Source organism: Pseudomonas sp. E1MeOHC2, from assembly GCF_058745025.1.
Genome location: NZ_CP196675.1, coordinates 137,818 through 156,470, shown reverse-complemented (window position 1 = coordinate 156,470; position 18,653 = coordinate 137,818). Strand labels below are relative to the sequence as shown.

The window sequence follows — 18,653 nt, the reverse complement described above, 5'->3', positions numbered from 1 at the left end:
AGGGCCATTCAGGTGTCCACTGACGTGCATCCAATCTCTTCATTTCTGCCAAGGCCGGTAAGCCGGGATAATGGCCAGGTCTTGCAACAGGAGAACCGATTCATGTCCGAAGAACGCTACATGCGCGAAGCGCTCGATCTGGCCCGCGCCAACATTCAGGCCGGTGGCCGGCCCTTTGGTGCCGTGCTGGTGCATCAGGGGCGTGTGCTGGCGCGCGCGGTCAACGAGATCCACAGCACCCAGGACCCGACTGCCCATGCCGAGTTGCAGGCCATCCGCAAGGCGGCCCAGGCCCTGGGCCAGGCTCGCCTGGACGGCGCCGAGATCTATGCCAGCGGTCACCCGTGCCCAATGTGCCTGGCGGCCATGCACCTGTGCGGTATTGAGCGTGCCTGGTTTGCCTATGGGAACGATGAAGGCGAGCCTTACGGGTTGTCCACGGCTGCAGTGTATGCGCAGATGGCGCGCCCGCCGCAACAGCAGAGTCTGCCTTTGCGGGCGCTGAAGCCGAGCGGCGAAGCCGACCTGTACCTTGAGTGGCAACAGGCTAACGCGCAATGAGCGCTGCCTTGAATCTGTTGCTGGTGATGCTGCTGGCATTGAACCTGCGGCCGATTCTTACCAGCATCGGGCCGCTGCTCGAACCCATGCGCGCCAGCACGGGCCTTGGGTACCAGCAGGCGGCGTTGCTGACCGCGCTGCCGGTGCTGTGCATGGGCCTGGTGCCGTTGTTGCAACCCTGGCTGCGGCGCTGGATCAGCGAACATGGCGGCATGCTAGGCGGCCTTGTGGCCATTGCGTTGGCTTGCCTGTGGCGCTTGCAACTGGACAGCGCCTGGGCACTGATTGCCAGCGCGGTGGTTGCCGGGCTAGGCGTAGCGGTGGTCCAGGGCATGATGCCGGGGCTGGTCAATCGTTGGTTCCCCGGCCGCCTGGCGGGTGCCATGGGCATATATGCTGCGGCGCTGATGAGTGGCGGCGGCCTGGCGGCGGTGCTTGGGCCGCATATCAGCGGGTACTTCGGCCATTGGCAGGCAGGGTTGGGCGTGTGGGCAATACCGGCGCTGCTGGCGGTGCTGGCCTGGACGCTGCTGCGGCCACGGCAGGACGCGCCGAAGCTGGCAGGTGCCGCTGGTGGGCATTGGTTCGGCACGCGGCGTGCCTGGTTGTTGGCGGTGTACTTCGGCCTGATCAATGGCGGCTACACCAGCATGGTTGCCTGGCTGCCTGCCTATCATCTGGAGCATGGCGGTACCGCCCAGGGCGGCGGCGACCTGGTAGGGTTGATGACGATCTTCCAGGTGGCGGGCGCGCTGGGTTTGCCGTTGTTGCTGCGGCGCTGGGTGGATCGCCGGCCTGGTTTGTGGCTGGCGCTGTCGATCCAGCTGGCAGGGTTCCTTGGCTTGTTGCTGGCGCCCACGCTGTCCATGGGGCTGTGGGTGGCGATGATCGGCTTTGGCCTGGGCGCCTGTTTCAGCCAGAGCCTGACCCTGACCCTGGAGCACCTGAAAACGCCGGCCGAGGCCGGTAGCCTGGCAGCGTTTGTCCAGGGGGTCGGCTTTATCATCACCGGCATCGTGCCGTACATCACCGGATGGCTGCGCGACGTCAGTGGCGATTTTCAGGCGTCGTGGGCGCTGTTGACCCTTACCGTGCTGGCGATGCTGCTGGTGACGGCGTGTTTTGCACCACGCGGTTACGCCACCGCCCTGGCGCGGCGGGCGCCAAACGGCCAGGCGGCGCCCATCAGCTGAGGCGTTGCAGGGTATCGCGAACGCGGTCGAGCGCGGGGTCGATATCGAGCAACTCGATGGCGCCGAAGCCCAGCAGCAGCCCGGAGCGCACGGGCACGTCACTGAAGAACGGTGCCAGCGAATAGAGGCCGACCTCCACCTTGCGAGCGAGGTTGGCCAGCAGTTCGACATCTACCCCAGGTTTGGCCAGCGCGCTCAGATGAAAACCCGCACTGGCCGGCACGGCGCTGAACCAAGGCGCCAGATCGTCGTCCAGGCGGGCGAGGATGCGCTCGCGGCGGGCACTGTAGACGTCGTGGCAGCGGCGGATGTGCTTGTTCAGGTGCCCTTCGCTGATGAAGCGCGCCAGCGCCCATTGCAGCAAGGTCGGGCTGTGCCAGTCGCTCAGGTGCTTGGCCACGCAGGCGGCCTGCAGCACGGCGGGCGGCAACACGGCATAGCCCAGGCGCAACTCCTGCAGCAGGGTTTTCGAGAAGGTCCCGACGTAGGCCACCAGGCCATGCCGGTCGAGGCGCTGCAGGGCGTCGGCGGGCGGCCCCTGGTAGCGAAACTCGCAGTCGTAATCGTCTTCGATGATCAACGCCCCCAGCTCGGCGGCGCGTGCCAGCAAGGCCCGCCTGCGCGGTTCGCTCATCGGCATGCCCAACGGAAACTGGTGCGAGGGGGTCACGTAGATCAGCCGTGTGCCGTCGGCGATCTGCTCGACGCACATCCCTTCATCATCCACCGGTACCGACTGCAGGTTTGCGCCCAAGGCCTGGAACAGTTGACGTGCTGGTGGATAACCCGGGTCTTCCATGGCCACCGGGCAACCCGGTTCGATCAGCACCCGGGCGATCAGGTCCAGTGCCTGTTGCGCGCCATTGCACACCAGCACGTCCGCTGCGCTGCAATGCACGCCGCGGGCGTAGGCGATGTGGTGGGCGATGGCTTCGCGCAGCTCAGGCAGGCCTTGGGCGGAGAATTGCCGCTCGGGATGCCGCTGGCTGCGGCGCAAGGCGTAGTTCAGGCAGCTGCGCCATTGGTCGAAGGGGAACTGCGCCTTGCTCGAAGCGCCGCCGACGAAGTCATAGCGCGACGGTGCTTGCAGTTGCCGCCTGCCGAGCACGGTAGCGCGCTGCTGCCAGCGCTCGAGGGATGCGGCAGCGGCCAGGGGGATGGCGGGCACGTCATTGGCGCGCAAGGGTTGGTTGGGGGTGATGAACGTGCCGCGGCCGACCACGCCACTGAGCAGGTTGTCGTAGGTCAGCCGCGAATAGGCCTCGGCCACGGTCTTGCGTGACACGCCCAGTTGTTCGGCCAGCAAGCGGGTGGGTGGCAGCTGGGTGCCAGCGGCCAGGTGGCCGCTGTCGATGCCCGCGCGCAGTTGCTGGTAGAGCTGGTCGGCCAGGCGTTTGCGGCCTTCCAGGCGGATATGCAGTTCCATGAAACGATCCGGAGCAGGGGAATGCTGAGGATAGCGGATCGCAACTCGACGCACAGTGCAAATGCAACGCCGTTACAGGCGTGCTGTGCTCACGGTGATGTAGCCCTTGTCGGGCAGTGCAATGCGTATCACCGTCTCATCGGCCTGCGCCTTGTGCTTTTGCTTGATACGTACCCCTTCGACCGCAACGGCCCGCATCCTGTGGCTGATGGCACGCCCACTGGCATCGAAGAACACCTCGCTGGCCAGCAGTTCGATGCGTTCGATCAACTGGCGGGTGCGCTCATCGGTGGCGCAGAAGAACAGCACCCCCGACAGGTGCGGGTCGTCATCGGGGTTGCAGACTTCGTGGGCCAGCAGTTCGCGCAGGGTGTGGCGCAGTTCGGCAGTGGTACGCGCGCTCAGGTGCATGGGGGCTTCCTCAGGGTCATCCAGTGCCGATCATGTTTTCCCCTGTTAATCGCCACAAGTAGGGTGTTTCTGAGGATGTTGTGGGATATTTCCGAAGCAGTCGGCTTAACCCCTCGATCTCGCAGCCCATCATCCCTCGGCCATTTCGGCCACAACCTCCCCGGCACTGCGCAGGTAGGCGTCATACAGCGCCGCATAAGCCCCTGCGCAGCCAATCAGCTCGGCATGCGCCCCTTGCTCCACCACCCGCCCATGGCGGACCACGGCGATCCGATCCGCGTCGCGAATGGTCGCCAGACGGTGCGCGATGATGATCGCCGTGCGCCCCTGGCACAGCCGCCGCAATGCCTGCTGGATACGGCGTTCGGTGTGCACATCGACCGCCGAGGTGGCCTCGTCGAGCACCAGCACCGCCGGGTCGGCCAGGTAGGCGCGCACCAGGCACACCAGCTGGCGCTGGCCGTGACTGAGGTGCGCGCCCAGCGGGCCGACTTCGGTGTAATAGCCCTCGGGCAGGCGTTCGAGCACTTCGTCGGCCCCCAGCTCGCGGGCCGCCGCCACCAGCCGCGCATCGTCGGCGTCCGGCGCGGCCAGGCGCAGGTTGTCGAGGATGCTGCCGCTGAACAGCACGTTGTCCTGCAGCACCACGCCGACGTTGCGCCGCAGGTCATGCTGGGCCAGTTCACGCAGGTCGATGCCGTCCAGTTTCACGGCGCCGCTTTGCACCTCGTAGAAGCGCGTCAGCAATTGCACCAGGGTGCTCTTGCCATGCCCGGACGGGCCGACGATGGCCAACACTTCCCCGGCGCGGATATGCAGGTCCAGCCCATCAATCACCGGGCGCGGGCTGTTCGGGGCATAGGCAAAACCCACCCGCTCGAAGTCCACCTGGCCGTGTGCCCTGGCCAGCGGGCGGGGTGACGCGGGGTCGAGCACCTGTGGGCGCGTGTCAAGCAGCAGGAAGATGCGCTGCGCCGAAGCACTGCCGGTGGCATAGCGCTCGAACAGGTCCGACAGCTCCTGCAGCGGCCCCAGGAACAGAAACACGTAGAACAGGCTCTCGGCCACCTGGCCGACACTGACCTTGCCTTCGGCCAGGCCATGGGCGCCTACCAGCAGCAATACCGCCATGCCCGCGGTGCTCAGCAGTGCGGTGAACGGTGCAAACCAGCCGGCGCGCAGGCTGCCGTGGATCAGTGCCTGGTTGAAGTCTTCCAGCAGGCGCCGGTAGCGCGCCTGGTTGTTCTGCTCCTGGCCGCATTGCTGAATCAGCCGCACCCCGCTGACGCTCTCGACCAGGTGCGCGGTGAAACGGCTGCGTTGTTCGGCGACCTTGGCCCAGTTGCGTTGCGAAACCCGTTTGAAACGCCAGGTAGCGATGGCCAGCAACGGCACCGTGGCGGCCAGGCTGTAGAAGAAACTCGGCTCGATGCGCCACAGCATCACCGCCGCCAGGCCGCAGCGCAGCAAGGCACCGAGCAGCTCTGGCGGGCCTTGCACCAACAACGGTTCGAGCGCATCGACATCACGGTCGGCGCGAGAAATGATACGCCCGGCGCGCGTCTGGTCGAAGTAGCTCACCGACAGCGCCTGCACATGGGCAAATACCTTCACCCGCAGGTCATTGAGCACGCGGATCGCCGCACGCCCGGCAATGAACTGCGACACGCCCGCCAGCAAGAAGCGCCCCAGCCAGCTGGCCGCCAAACCCAGGCCCAGCCACAGCACCAGGCGTTCGTCCAGCAACCAGTGATCGGCGCTGGCTACCAAACCCTTGTCGAGCAGCTCGCGCACGAACCAGGGCCGCAGGAACACAGTGAACACCAGCAGCAGTTCGATGCCGATCACCGCCAGGATCTGCCGGCGAATGGGCCGCAGCAGCGGCAGCAGACGGTGGAACATGCCACGGTCCAGGGCCTGGCGCGCCAGGTGCTGCTCGATCTCGATATCGCTGGGGGTCTTGTTGGGTGCATTACTCATGGTCGATCCCTAGCAGGTCGCGGTAGTGGGCATTGTTCGCGCTCAATTCGGCATGGCTGCCACTGGCGCTGATGCAGCCGTTTTCCAGCATCAGCACCCGGTCGGCCAACAGCAGGGTCGACAGGCGGCTGGTGATCAGCAGCAAAGTCGGCCCCTGGCCTGTACCGCCGCGCAGGCGGCGGATGTTGTCCAGCACCTGGCGCTCGCCCAGGGCATCCAGCGCGCTGGTGGCGTCGTCCAGGCAGAGGATGTCCGGTGCGCCGAGCAACGCGCGGGCCAGGCACAGGCGCTGGCGCTGGCCGCCGGAGAGGGTCACGCCACGGTCGCCCAGCGGGGTGTCCAGGCCGTGGGGCAGGCGTTCGAGTACATCTTCTGCCGCGGCCAGGCGCAGCCCTTCGCGTAGCTGTGCAGCGCTGGCATCGGCGGCCGCCAGGCGCAGGTTGGCGGCCAGGCTGTCAGAGAACAGAAAGCTTTCTTGCGCCAATACCTGCACGCGCCGGCGCAGGTCGGCCAGGTCAAGCGCGCGCACATCCTGCCAACCCGCCGCGTCACTGCCGACCAGCACGGCGCCGCCTTGCACGTCGGCCAGGCGCGGCAGCAGGCTGGCCAGCAGGCTCTTGCCGGTGCCTGTGGCACCCACCAGTGCCACCACCTCGCCGGGCTGCAAGGTCAGCGAGCAGTTGTGCAGGATGTCGCGTTCACCCGCTGGCGCGCCGACGCGCACCTGGGCCAGTTTCAGCCCCAGAGGCCCTGGCGGCAGGGTCGCCTTGCCGCCAATAATCGCCGGCCGCTCGTCCAACAGTTGCCAGATGCGCTCGGCACTGGCGCGGGCATCGGCGAAGGTCTGCATGACCCGGCCGATGCCTTCGATACGGAACACCATTGTGGTCGCGACCAACAGCGAAGTGACCAACTCACCGATGCCCAGCGTGCCCGCTGCCACGCGATGGGCGCCGTACACCAGGATCCACACATGCCCCAGCGCGACTACCGCCTGGGGCAGCGGGATGCGCGAGCTGGCATAGGCCAGGGCCGCGCGGGCGTGGCCGGTGAACACGCCGACCTGGCGGGCGAAACGTTCGATGCGCTGGCCCTCCAGGCCGAACGCCTTGATCACCCGCACGCCACCGATGCCTTCGGCCAGATCCTGGCTGACCTGGTCGTAGGCGGCGCCCACGGCGCGATCAAGCGTGACCAGGCGATCGGTCTGCATCACGAACAGCCACAGCCCGGCCCCGGTCAGCAGCAGCGGGACCAGACCGAGCAGGGGGTCGTACCAGCTCAGCAGCCCCACGGCGGCCATCACCACCAGGGGCGTTTCGATGATCTGCCGCCAGAAGGTGATCAGCGCATCGCGCACCTTGTCGGCATCGCGGGTGGTGCGGGTGACCAGTTCACCCATGCCATGGCGCCAGTGGTAGCCCAGGTGCAGGCGCTGGACCTGGATGAGGATGCGTTCGCGCAAGCGCGTCAATAGGGCCTGGCTGAGCACCAACGACAGCACCGCCGCAGCGTATTGCAGCACGCCACGGCCGAAGGCGATGGCCAGCAGCAGCCACAGCCAGTGCCAGGCCACGGTGGCATCCAGGCCGCCCTCGGGCAGGCGTACTACGGCGCGGCCGGCGCTGACATCGTCCACCGCATGGCCGATCAGCCACTGCTGCCAGACCAGGCCAAGGTTGCCAGCGATGTACAAAGCGGTGACGAGCGCGAAGCGCCAGGGCATTTCACGGTAGATGGCCAAGGCGCGAAGAAGAGGGTGATTCATGTAGAGGCTCGGTACTGGGGCTGCTACGCAGCCCATCGCAGGCAAGCCAGCTCCCACAGGTAAGGTGTAAGACTTGTGGGAGCTGGCTTGCCTGCGATGGGCCGCGCAGCGGCCCCTGGACTAGGTTCAACGGCGCGTTGCGCCCTGGGTTTCCTTGGCATTGAGCACGGCGGTGTACTCCCCTGGGTCGGCGCCGTTGAGGTAGTAGTTGCCGACGTTGTGCAGCCGCCAGCGAATGGGGTCATGGGTGGTATGCACCCGCGCGTTGCGCCAGAAGCGGTCGAGGTTCCACTTGCTCAACGAGGCACTGGCCCCGAGCAGCGAAAACAGGTCGCTGGAAATCTTCAGCGACGCCGCATCGGAGTGCGCGCGGGCGGTGGCCACCGAGAGAATCAGTTCGTCCTGCAGGGCTTTGTCCTCCGGGTCGCCTTCGTGCGCATCGAACACCCGCGCGGCATCGCGCAGTACCGACTCGGCACCGCGCAGGGCCACCGCGTACTCGCCAATCTGGCGAATCACGTGCGGCTCATCGCTGGCGCGCTCCACGCCACTTTCCACCCAGGCCCGGGCATGCTCGCGCAGGTAGTCCACACCTGCCTGCAGGGCGCCGGCGGCGATGCCGGTGTCGATGGCAGCGTGAAGAATCTGCGGGAAGGTCAGCCCCGTGCGTTTCATCGGTCCGTTGCGCCGCGACAGGTAGCGCTCGTCGAGCACGATGTCGTCGAAGTTCACCGTGCCACTCACCGAGTTCTGTTGGCCGAAGGCCTGCCAGTCATCGACCAGGGTCAGCCCAGGCGTGTCACGGTGCAACAGCACACCAACACCGCCGTCTTCGCTGGCAGCCGTCAGCGAGATCCAGTCGGCGAGGTACGAGCCTGTGGAGTAGAACTTGCTGCCATTGAGCACCAGCTTGCCATCGGCGCGGCGCTCGACCCGGGTTTTCAGGGCGAACTTGTTCTTGCCGCCGACTTCGGCCAGGGCATTGCCAAAGCGCTTGCCGGCCAGCACGTCGGCGATCAGGCGGTCGCGCACCTCGGTGGCGTAGCTGGTGTAGATGCCACGCAGCATCACGTTGTGAATTTGCAGCAACTGGCCAACGCCGCCATCGGCGGTGGAGATCAGGCGCACGGTTTCGACGATGGTCTGCACCGAGGCGCCGAGGCCGCCGAATTCGGCCGGTACAGCGATGGCGGTGAGGCCGCTGCTCGACAGCAGGTCGGCTTGGCGGCGTGGCAGCTGGCCGTTGTTGCCGGGGTCGGCGGCGAGCACGGCGATCTGTGCGGCGACCTTGCGGGCGGCGGCGATGGCTTCGGCTTCGCTGGTCAGGCGGTGGGTGGGGCTGGGTTCGATGGCGCTCATGGGTCGTCTCGCAAAGGTCTTCAAGGGCCAGTGCGCCTGCTTCGCGGGCAAGCCCGCTCCCACCGGTTCGGTGCCGTTTTCAACGGCAGTGAAAGGCCCTGTGGGAGCGGGCTTGCCCGCGAATGGCTACACCGCGGTCCCACAGCCTTGAGCAAGTTCTTTGCCATGAGTCGCCAGGCCCCATGCTGCGCTGCTTTGCGCCGAACGTGCTGCCCCAGCAGCAGCCCGCCTGCTGATCTGGCAGCACCTCGCACGCAATCCTGCTCCGTGCCCAGCACCCAGCACCTGCGGGCGACTACGAAAGCGCCGTAAATCAAGGCCTCCAGCGGTTGGCACGCACGCTGCAATGGTGCTTTCACGACGCCCAAGGAGCCACCCCATGACACTCGCTACTGCCGCAACGCCAACAGACGATCCCACCGCCCTGGAGCGCATCTGGTTTACCCGCTGCCCGGTACCCACCGCTTCGGGCATCGCCTACAAGCTGGGCTGGCTGGATGAAGAATTCGCCCGCGATGGCCTGCCGGTCTCGACCCTGCAGGAAACCCGTCAACTCGGCCATCACCACTACGATCACCAACTGCCGGGGCTGTTTCGCGAAGGCGGCAACGTACCGGCCCTAGCCGCCCGTGCCGCAGGCTCGCCAAGCCGGCTGATCGGCCTGACCTGGATCGAAGAATGGCAAACCATCCTGGTGCGCCCGGACGCAGGCATTCGCAGCGCTGCCGACCTGCGCGGCAAACGCCTGGCCCTGCCGGCCTGGGGCGACAGCCGCCCCGGCAGCATCGCCCGCGCCATGAGCCTGCACGGCTACAAAGGCGCGCTGGCTTCGGCCGGCCTGCACCTGGACGACGTGCAACTGGTGGAAGTGGCGCTGCTCGACCAGGCCAGCGCCGCCACCCCGCAACTGGGCCTGCAGCGTTTGTGGTCCGGCCTTGACTACCTGGTGCGCGGCGAAGTCGATGCCGTCTACGTCAAGGGCGCGGCCGCTGCCGATGCGGCGCGGCGCCTGGGCCTGGTGGTGGGCGTCGACCTCGACCTGCTGCCCGACCCGCGCCACCGCATCAACAACGGCACGCCAAGGCCGATCACCGTGCACCAGAGCCTGCTCGACAATCATTTCGAGCTGGTGGCGCGCTTCCTGGCCCAAACCCTGCGCGCTGCCGAATGGGCGGCCGGCAACCGCGATGCGCTCAACAGCTTCCTCGAAGACGAGACCCGCGCCGGTAGCCAGGGCGTGGCCGAAGCCTACCGAGGTGCGTTCCACACCACCTTGGCGCCGGACCTGTCCGAGCAGCGCCTGGCCTTCCTCGGCACGCAAAAGGATTTTCTCTACCTGCATGGCTTCCTCGAAGCCGATTTCAGCATCGCCGACTGGGTCGACCCACGGCCTTTGCAGGCTGCCCATGAACTGCTGGCCCAGCGCCGCGCCTGACCTTGCATCCGCACCCGGAGATTGAACATGACCGTACTGATCAACGAACGCCCCGTCACTGCCGAACTGCAAGCCTTCATCGACCAGGTGGTCGCCGAAGCCGAAGCCGCGTTTACCGTGTTCCGCGAGACCAACACCATCACCGCCAATGGCACCGTCGGCTTCATCGAGCGCGTGCCCGGTGAAGAGCTGCTGGTGTCGGTGAACTACGGCGGCCCGTGGAACCACCGCAAACCGCTGCAACCCACCGTGACCGACTTTTCCGGCAACGTCATCGTCGGCAAGGGCAAAGGCGGCCTGGGCCGCTACACCAAGCTGTTCCAGACCCACGCCGATATCACCACGATCTCGCACGTGCACAGCCCGTACCTCGGCGCCTGGGCGCAGACCCACCGTACCTTGCCGTTCCACTACGTGCCGGTGCAGCGCTATCAGCTGGCGCGGGAGCTGCCGGTGTACATCGACCGGCGCCAGGCCGAGGTGGACTTCATCCTCGACAAGATTGCCGAAAACCCGTTCAACCTGGCGATTCTTGAAGCCAATGGCGGGTCCACCGTCTGGGGCAAGCAGGGGCTGCGTGCGACGGCCGAGTTCATCCTGTTGCTGGAAGAGGGCGCGCAGATTCAACTGTTGGCCGACGCGTTGGGCGGTTCGCGGCCCTATGGGCCAGGGGTGCTGACGCAGCAGTGGAAGATGAGTGGGTTGTATGAGCGCGCTATCGAACTGGGGCTGGTACCTGGCATTGATCGGCGTAGCTGATTCGATAGTTGGGGGCTGCGCAGCAGCCCCAGAGGCCTAAAGGGCAACACCTCACCCAGCTCAAGGAATCCCCCCATGGCAGTAAAAATCCTCTGGTACCTCACCACCCCCGACGGCCCCTATCCCTGGGAGCCCGAAGGCCGCTGGAAAACCGACTTCGAGCACCTCAAGCAACTGGCGATCGCCGCCGATCGCCTGGGCTTCTACGGCTCGCTGCTCGGCTCCAGCCCCAACGAAAGCCTCGCCGTGTCGGCCGCCCTGATCGACGCCACGTCGCGCCTGCGCTTTCTGGTCGCCCAGCACCCGGGCGAATTGTCCCCTGCGGTGCTGGCCAAGTGGGCACTGACCTTCGACCAGTTCTCCAACGGCCGCTTGCTGTTCAATGTGGTCAACGGCAACGACGCCGGCCTGGCCACGCTGGGCGTGCATTACCCGCACGATGAACGCTACGACTTCAGCCTGGAATACTGGCGTGCGTTCCAGGGCTTCTACGCCGGCGAAACGGCGGGCTACGACGGTCGTTACGTCAAACTCTCGCCACGGTCGCCCACGGCGGCCAGCCACCCCTTGGGCGGTTGGCACCCGCCTAAGCAGAAGCCCGGTATCCCGCTGTGGGGCGCAGGCACCTCGACACCCGGCGTGGCCCATTCGGTGCAGTTGCTCGACGTCTACTTAAGCTTTGCCGATACCCCGCAAAAACTCGGCGACAAGTTCCGCCGGGTGGCCGCCGAAGCGGCAAAAATCGGCCGCGAGCTGACCTATGGCACGCGCCTGCAAGTCATCGTGCGCGAGACTGAAGAAGAAGCCTGGGCCCACGCCGAACGCCTGCTGCAGCGCACGTCGCTGGCCACCGCTCGGGGGGCCATCGAGCGCCAGCTGCCAGCGGGGCAGACCCTGGACACCTACGTCAGCGATGACCCGCGCATCCAGCGCAACCTCGACAGCATTCGCGCCGGGCGCCTGCCCACCGCCCGTGAGCTGGAGATCTACCCCAACGTCTGGCTGGGCCCGAGCCTGTTCGGTTTCAACATCCTCGGCCCGGCGGCTGGCACTTACCTGGTCGGCAGCGCCGAACAGGTGGCCGAGCGCATTCGCGAATACGAAGCTCAGGGCACTTCGGCGTTCATCCTGTCGGGCTTCCCGCTGATCGACGAAGCCCACCGGGTGGCCGATCTGCTGTTCCCGTTGCTCGACCTGGATCACGGGTTCGAGGTGCCGCGCCTGGGCGCCCGCGCCAAGCCGACCGTGGCGCAACCGGCGTAAGGAGAGGGTGATGAGTGAGCTGTTTTCGCGCCGGGTGTTTCTCGGCAACAGCCTGGCCGTCGGTGGCGGCCTGCTGCTCGGTGGCGGGCTGCTCAGCGGCTGCGACGGCGGCGCGCCAGCTGCCACGGCTGGCGGTGTCGCATTGCCGGCCACGCCGGTACGCGGTGGGCGTTTGCGCGTGGGCATCATCGACGGTGACCAGGCCGGCAACCTCGATGCGCACAAACCGGTGGGCGGGGGGATCATCCGCGGTTGGGCCTTGTACGCCAAGTTCTGGGAATGGAACCCAGATGTCAGCACGCGCCTGGCCCTGGCCGAGTTCGCCGAGCCGAACGCCGATGCCAGTGCCTGGACCATCCGAATCAAGCCAGGGCTGGAGTTTCACCATGGCAAAAGTATCACCGCCGACGACATGCTGTTCTCGATCCTGCGCCTGACCGACCCGCAGTTGGCCTCGCCGTTTGCCGGGCTGGTCGGCGCCATCGACCGTCAGGCGCTGCGCAAGCTGGACGCGCGCACCCTCGAGATCCGCTTCAAGCAGGGGCAAAGTTTCTACCCGCTGGATGAAACGCTGATCAGCTTTGGCGGCATCGTGCCGACCGACTACCATCCGCTGACCAACCCGGTCGGCGCCGGGCCCTACAAACTCAAAAGTTTCATCCCTGGCCAACGCTCGCTCTACACCCGCTTCGAAAACTACTACAAGCCCAACCGCCCTTATGCGGATGAGCTGGAGATCATCGAGTTCAAGGACCAAGTCTCGCGTGCGGCGGCTTTGCGCGCGGGGCAGATCGACGTGGCGAGTGGGGTGCAGGCCGAGCACAGTGCCTTGCTCAAGGCCGACCCGCGCCTGCGCCTGTACGCCTCGCCCAGCACCTCGTTCACCGGTTTCAACCTGAACCTGGCCAAGGCGCCGTTCCAGGACGTGCGTGTGCGCCAGGCGTTCCGCTTGCTCGCCGACCGCCAGGAGCTGGTGGCGCGCGGGCTCAATGGCTTCGGCCGCATTGCCAACGACCTGTACTCACCACACGACCCGACCTACAACCACGCGATCGCCCAACGCCCCTACGACCTCGATCAGGCCCGTTCACTGCTGCGCCAGGCCGGGCAGGACGACCTGCGCGTCGAGCTGACCACCACACCAGGCCCTGGTGTTAATGCGGCCTTGGTATTCGCCCAGCAAGCGCAGAAGGCGGGGGTGCAGGTCAAGGTCAACCAGGTTGACGGCTCGGTGTTCAACGGCCCACAGCGCGAGCAGTGGCAGCTGTCACCGGGTTCGACACCGGCCCGGGGCTTCCTGGCCTCGGCGCTGCACAACGATGCCCCGCAGGCGATCTACAACCGCAGCAACTTCCATGACCCTCGCTTTACCGAACTGTTCCGCCAGGCCCTGGCCCAACCTGATCTTGAGCGGCGCAAAGCCCTGGTGCATGAAGCCCAGGTGATTCAGCACGAACGCGGCGGGCTGCTGATCTGGGGGTTCTCGGACGTGCTCGACGCGGCGTCCGCCAAGGTCGGCGGGCTTGCTCCCGAACAGACCACCTTCGCCTCCTGGCGCTTCGACGAACTCTGGTTGAACCATGCCTGATCACACTCACCGTTCCCCGCGCACCCCGGCTTGGCTGGCCTGGTTCATCGGCCGTCTCGGCTACGGCCTGCTGACCGCCTGGGTGATCAGCCTGGTGGTGTTCATCGCCACCCAGGCGCTGCCTTCGGACCCGGCGCGGGTCATTCTTGGCCCCGATGCGCCCCTGGAAAGCATCGTGACCTTGCAGCGCCAGCTGGGCCTCGATCAGCCGATTCTGGTGCAGTACCTGCGCTGGCTGGGTGCAGCGCTGCGCGGTGACCTGGGTATTTCGCTGGACTCGCAGGTGCCGGTGGCACCGTTGCTGTTTGGCCGGCTCGGCCACACCCTGGCGCTGCTGGCCGGCGTACTCGCGCTGGTGGTGCCGCTGGCACTCACCCTGGGCGTGAGCCTGGCCCTGCGCCGTGACCGGCCGCTGGACCGCTGGGGCCTGTCGGCGTTGATCCTGTTGAAGGCTACGCCAAGCTTCCTGTTGGCCATCGGCCTGGTGCTGCTGTTTTCCATGCCCGGCATGGGCTGGCTGCCAGCGGTGTCGATCCTCGACCCGCAACTGCCGCTGTGGCGGCAGCTGCCATCGTTGGTGCTACCGGTGGTTGCCCTGAGCCTGTCGGCGCTGCCGTACCTGACGCGGATGGTACGCGCCTCGATGATCGAGGCGCTGGAGTCCGATTATGTGGTGGCCGCACGCCTGCGGGGTATCCCCGAACGGCGCATCGTCTGGCACCACACCTTGCCCAATGCCCTGACCCCGGCGATCCAGGGCGTGGCGCTGACCCTGCGCACGCTGGTCGGCGGCGCACTGCTGGCCGAGGTGGTTTTCAGCTACCCCGGCATCGGTACCGCCCTCAATGCTGCGATCCAGATGCGCGACCTGCCGATGATCCAGGGCGTGGTGCTGGTCATCACCCTGGCCGTGGTGCTGATCAACCTGCTGGCCGATCTGCTCACGGTCCTGCTCACCCCCAAACTGCGTACCGCGCGCCGGGTCAAGATGATCCGCCGCAACCGCCGCGGCATCCGCCCCTGGTGGCGACGCGCACGCAGCACACCTGCCCAGGAGGCGACCCATGACTGACACACGCTGGCTGGCCGACCCGCAGGTGCGGCGCGGCGCCGTGATTACCGTGCTGGTGATGCTGCTGGCCGTGCTTGGCCCCTGGCTCGCGCCCCATGCACCGACGGCCATGGTCGGGCCGGTGTATGGCCCGCCGACCGCCGGTGCGCCGCTGGGGCATGATTTTCTTGGCCACGATTTGCTGTCACGCCTGCTCAGTGGCGGTGTGTCGGTACTGTGGATGTCGGTGGCGGCGGCCACCCTGGCGTTGTTATTTGGCGGTAGCCTGGGCCTGTTGGCCGGCTTTTCGCGGCGCCGGCTGGACCAGGCGATCAGCTGGGCTGCGGATGTCTCGCTGGCCTTCCCGGACCTGATCCTGGTGTTGTTGATCGTCTCTATGCTTGGCCGTGCGCCCTGGCTGATCGTGTTGACCGTGGCCATCGCTTTCACCCCTGGGGTGATCCGCCTGGCGCGTGGCAGCGCGGTGGCGGTAGCGGGCCAGGAGTTCGTCGAGGCGGCGCAGATGATGGGCTACTCACGCTGGCGCATCCTGTTCAAGGAAATCCTGCCGAACATCCTCACGCCGCTGCTGGTGCATTTCGGCAACATGCTGACCTGGGCGGTGGGCATGCTCTCGGGCTTGAGCTTCCTGGGGTATGGCGTAGCACCGCCTGCGGCCGACTGGGGCCTGATGATCAACGAAAATCAGGCCGGCTTGCTGGTCCAGCCCTGGGCGGTGTTGGCACCGGCGCTGCTGATTGCGGTGTTCGCCTATGGCACCAACATTCTGGCCGAAGGTATTGGCCGGGTCAGTGCACGTATCGGGGAGAAGCAGCCATGACAGCGGCAGTGAAGATCGACAGCGACGTCTTGCAGGTCAGCGACCTGCGGGTGGAGTTGGCCGGGCAGGTCGATGTGCTGGCCGATGTCTCGTTCAGCCTGGCAGCGGGCGAGATCGTGGGGTTGGTGGGCGAGTCCGGTTCGGGCAAGACCACCCTGGCCACGGCCTTGTTGTGCCATGCGCGGCAAGGGGCGCGGATTACCGGCGGGCGCATTGCCGTGGCCGGGCAGGCGGTGCTGGAGCTTGAGGGCGAGGCCTTGCGCCTGGCGCGGGGCGGGTTGGTCGGCTACGTCGCCCAAGACCCGGCCACAGCGCTGAACCCGGCTCTGCGCATAGGCGCCTTGTTGCGTGAAACCGTATTGGCACATCAGCCGAAGCTGACTGCTGATGCATTGCAGCAACGCATCAATGAGACCCTGGTGGATGTCGGCCTGCCGAACGACCCAGCCTTTCTGCGGCGTTTCCCCCATCAACTGTCCGGAGGGCAGCAGCAACGGGTGATGCTGGCGCTGGCGTTTGTCCTACGGCCGAAACTGATTGTGCTCGACGAGCCCACCACTGCGCTTGACGTCACCACCCAGGCGCATGTGCTGGAAACCCTCAAACACCTGTGCCGGGGCCACGGCGTGGCAGCGCTGTACGTGACGCACGACCTGGCCGTGGTGCGCGACCTGGTTGACCGGGTGATGGTGATGTATGCCGGCCGGTTGGTCGAAGTGGCGGGGCGCGAGACGCTGTTCAGCGCCCCGGCGCATCCCTACACCCGCGCCTTGCTCGCGGCGATCCCCGACATTGCCCGGCGCCAGCCGCTCCAGGCCATCGCCGGCCATGCGCCGGCGCCGGGGCAACGACCTGCGGGCTGCGCCTTCGCCCCCCGCTGTGCCAGACGACGAGCCGAATGTGCGGTAATCGAGCCTTCGCTGCTGGCGCTCGATGGCCGTCACCAGATTGCGTGCCTGGCGCCCCACCGAGAGCCGCTGCCCCTCGGCGAAGGGGCTGTCGAGGCTGTTGCGACCCCGAGCGCGGAGGTGTTGCTGGAGGTTCAGGGGCTGGACGTGGCTTACGACCGCCAAGTGCTGTTCGATGTCTCACTGCGGGTGGCGCAAGGCGAGTGCCTGGCGCTGGTGGGCGAGTCGGGTTCGGGCAAGACCAGCCTGGCCAGAGCCATCGCCGGGTTGGGCGAAAATGTTCAGGGGCAACTGCGTTACGGCGGCGAGCCGCTGGCGTTCACGGCGCGTCAGCGGGATGCGCGGCTGCGTCACCAGATTCAGTACGTGTTCCAGAACCCTTACCGAGCATTGAACCCACGTCAGACGATCGCGCAAACCCTCAGCGCGCCCCTGACGCATTTTTTTGGTGTGCGTGGCGACGAGGCGCGTCGCCGGGTCGAGACGGTGCTGGAGCGGGTGTCGCTGCCGGTGCGTGTGGCCGATCTGTATCCGCACAGCTTGTCGGGCGGCGAACGGCAGCGCGTGGCGATTGCCCGGGCGTTGATCTGTGAGCCACGGCTGTTGGTTTGTGATGAGATTACTTCGGCACTGGATGTGTCGGTGCAGGCGTCGATCCTGGCATTGCTGCGGGGATTGCAGGGGGACGGGCTGACGGTGTTGTTCGTCACCCATGACTTGGGGGTGGTGCGGGCGATTGCCGATCGAGTGTTGGTGTTGCGCCAGGGGCGGGTGGTGGAAGAAGGTAGTGCCGAGCAGGTGCTTGGCCGGCCGGTCGATGCCTATACCCGAACCTTGGTGGCGCATTCGCCTAGCCTGTCAGCTGAGTAAGGGCCTGAGGGTTCATGAGGGCCACCCTGTGGGAGCGGGTTCACCCCGCGAACACCGGCGAAGCCGGTGCCATACACCGCGTTGATTTCTTCGCGGGTAAACCCGCTCCCACAGGGTTACCCGCTGAGCCCGATTTGTGCGCTTATCCGACAAATCGTGCCTGCCGCCGCCGCACTTCCTCCCGCACCGCCGGAATCACCCAGCGCCCGTAATCCACCGTGTCGTACAGCGGGTCATACCCACGGTTGAGGAACGTGCTCACCCCCAAATCGACATAATCCAGCAACGCCTGCGCCACGGTCTCCGGCGTGCCCACCAGCGCCGTGGTATCACCATAAGCCCCCACCGCCGTCGCCGTCGGCATCCACAACGCCCGGTCATGCCGGTCGGCACGGGCGGCGGCGGCGAGCAGGCGCTCGGAGCCGGTGCCCTTGATGCGTTTCTGCCAGGGGCTGTCCGCCGCAAACTGGGGGTTGGCCTTGATCTGCGCAAGGATCTGCTCAGCGCGCTGCCAGGCCAGGTCCTCGGTGGCACCCAGGATCAGCCGTACCGACAAGCTCACCCGTGGCGCCGCCACGCCAGCGGCACTGGCCGCCGCCTTGAGCTTGGCGATCTGCTCGGCAACGCCACTCAACGGCTCACCCCACAGGGCATACAGGTCGGCATGCTTGACGGCAATCTGGTAGGCAATGTCGGACGAGCCGCCAAAGGAGATCGGGATATGCGGCTGCTGCAGTGGCTTGACTGGCGAGAAGGCGCCCTTGATGTTGAAGTAGCGGCCCTCGAAATCGAACGGCTCCTCGGCAGTCCAGGTGCGCCGGACAATGTCCAGGTACTCGTCGGCACGCTGGTAGCGCTCGGTCTTGTCCAGCAGGGTGTCGCCTTCTTGTGGCTCGGCCGTGATGCCAGTGATCGCATGCAAGCGGATGCGCCCGCCGCCGGTGGTGTGGTCGAGGGTGGCAAATGCCCGCGCGGCTACCGTCGGCGCAGTCAGGGCCGGGCGGTGGGCAATCATGAAACCGAGGCGCTCGGTGTGTGCGGCCGCGTAGGCGGCAATCTGCAGGCTGTCAGCACTGCCTGGGCCGCTGGCGATCAACACCCGGTCGAAACCGGCATGCTCATGGGCGCGAGCGTGGTGGCGGATGAACGGCAGGTCGAAGTCGGGTGAACGTACACCGCGGGTTTCGGACCACTGGCGGGGGAAGATCATACCGACGAATTCAATGGACATGGCGATGGC

General features: G+C 66.5%; 15 protein-coding genes. 9 read left to right on the top strand and 6 right to left on the bottom strand.

Annotated elements, in window-relative coordinates; all coding sequences use genetic code 11:
• The first annotated feature begins 102 nt into the window (after positions 1-102).
• Together ACSSU5_RS00620 and ACSSU5_RS00615 are read left to right on the top strand one after the other, a co-directional pair.
• Positions 103-561, top strand: a complete 459-nt coding sequence (locus tag ACSSU5_RS00620) for a nucleoside deaminase (protein WP_264312746.1) — start codon at positions 103-105, stop codon at positions 559-561.
• Positions 558-1,754 carry a cyanate transporter gene (locus ACSSU5_RS00615; protein ID WP_492560377.1) on the top strand — a complete coding sequence of 399 codons (1,197 nt, stop codon included), beginning with the start codon at positions 558-560 and terminating at the stop codon, positions 1,752-1,754. Before ACSSU5_RS00620 ends, ACSSU5_RS00615 begins: the two co-directional genes overlap by 4 nt.
• Here the strand turns inward: ACSSU5_RS00615 and pdxR are convergent.
• The 5 genes from pdxR to ACSSU5_RS00590 form a co-directional block, all read right to left on the bottom strand.
• Positions 1,747-3,180 carry a MocR-like pyridoxine biosynthesis transcription factor PdxR gene (gene pdxR, locus ACSSU5_RS00610; protein ID WP_492560376.1) on the bottom strand — a complete coding sequence of 478 codons (1,434 nt, stop codon included), beginning with the start codon at positions 3,178-3,180 and terminating at the stop codon, positions 1,747-1,749. The genes ACSSU5_RS00615 and pdxR overlap by 8 nt on opposite strands.
• Before the next feature lie 72 nt (positions 3,181-3,252).
• A complete protein-coding gene (locus ACSSU5_RS00605; protein ID WP_264312749.1) occupies positions 3,253-3,591 on the bottom strand; it encodes a hypothetical protein in 339 nt (112 codons plus the stop codon).
• A gap of 129 nt (positions 3,592-3,720) precedes the next feature.
• Positions 3,721-5,571: an ABC transporter ATP-binding protein gene (locus tag ACSSU5_RS00600; RefSeq protein ID WP_264312750.1), complete on the bottom strand. Its 1,851-nt coding sequence runs from the start codon at positions 5,569-5,571 to the stop codon at positions 3,721-3,723.
• Positions 5,564-7,339 carry an ABC transporter ATP-binding protein gene (locus ACSSU5_RS00595; RefSeq protein WP_492560375.1) on the bottom strand — a complete coding sequence of 592 codons (1,776 nt, stop codon included), beginning with the start codon at positions 7,337-7,339 and terminating at the stop codon, positions 5,564-5,566. The genes ACSSU5_RS00600 and ACSSU5_RS00595 overlap by 8 nt, the downstream gene beginning before the upstream one ends.
• A 126-nt stretch (positions 7,340-7,465) precedes the next feature.
• Complete coding sequence (locus ACSSU5_RS00590; protein ID WP_492560374.1) at positions 7,466-8,698, bottom strand: acyl-CoA dehydrogenase family protein; 1,233 nt, start codon at positions 8,696-8,698, stop codon at positions 7,466-7,468.
• Positions 8,699-9,077: 379 nt separating this feature from the next.
• On the opposite strand from ACSSU5_RS00590, the gene ACSSU5_RS00585 reads away from it, so the two are divergent.
• From ACSSU5_RS00585 to ACSSU5_RS00555, 7 genes are all read left to right on the top strand, one after another.
• Entirely contained in the window at positions 9,078-10,133 is a 1,056-nt protein-coding gene (locus ACSSU5_RS00585) for an ABC transporter substrate-binding protein (protein WP_264312753.1), read from the top strand.
• Positions 10,134-10,160: 27 nt separating this feature from the next.
• Positions 10,161-10,892 (top strand): class II aldolase/adducin family protein, encoded by a 732-nt coding sequence (locus tag ACSSU5_RS00580; RefSeq protein WP_264312754.1) that lies wholly within the window; start codon positions 10,161-10,163, stop codon positions 10,890-10,892.
• A gap of 75 nt (positions 10,893-10,967) precedes the next feature.
• Positions 10,968-12,155 carry an LLM class flavin-dependent oxidoreductase gene (locus ACSSU5_RS00575; protein ID WP_492560373.1) on the top strand — a complete coding sequence of 396 codons (1,188 nt, stop codon included), beginning with the start codon at positions 10,968-10,970 and terminating at the stop codon, positions 12,153-12,155.
• 10 nt (positions 12,156-12,165) lie between these two features.
• Positions 12,166-13,743, top strand: coding sequence for an ABC transporter substrate-binding protein (locus ACSSU5_RS00570; RefSeq protein ID WP_264312756.1), 1,578 nt, complete (start codon positions 12,166-12,168; stop codon positions 13,741-13,743).
• On the top strand, positions 13,736-14,815 hold the full coding sequence (locus ACSSU5_RS00565; protein ID WP_264312757.1) for an ABC transporter permease: 1,080 nt from the start codon (positions 13,736-13,738) through the stop codon (positions 14,813-14,815). The genes ACSSU5_RS00570 and ACSSU5_RS00565 overlap by 8 nt, the downstream gene beginning before the upstream one ends.
• The gene (locus ACSSU5_RS00560; protein WP_492560372.1) at positions 14,808-15,635 is read left to right on the top strand and encodes an ABC transporter permease; all 828 of its coding nucleotides are present in this window, start codon (positions 14,808-14,810) and stop codon (positions 15,633-15,635) included. The genes ACSSU5_RS00565 and ACSSU5_RS00560 overlap by 8 nt, the downstream gene beginning before the upstream one ends.
• Complete coding sequence (locus ACSSU5_RS00555; protein WP_492560371.1) at positions 15,632-17,413, top strand: dipeptide ABC transporter ATP-binding protein; 1,782 nt, start codon at positions 15,632-15,634, stop codon at positions 17,411-17,413. The genes ACSSU5_RS00560 and ACSSU5_RS00555 overlap by 4 nt, the downstream gene beginning before the upstream one ends.
• Before the next feature lie 142 nt (positions 17,414-17,555).
• On the opposite strand, the gene ACSSU5_RS00550 is transcribed toward ACSSU5_RS00555, so the two are convergent.
• On the bottom strand, positions 17,556-18,644 hold the full coding sequence (locus ACSSU5_RS00550) for an LLM class flavin-dependent oxidoreductase (RefSeq protein ID WP_492560370.1): 1,089 nt from the start codon (positions 18,642-18,644) through the stop codon (positions 17,556-17,558).
• Positions 18,645-18,653: the final 9 nt, after the last annotated feature.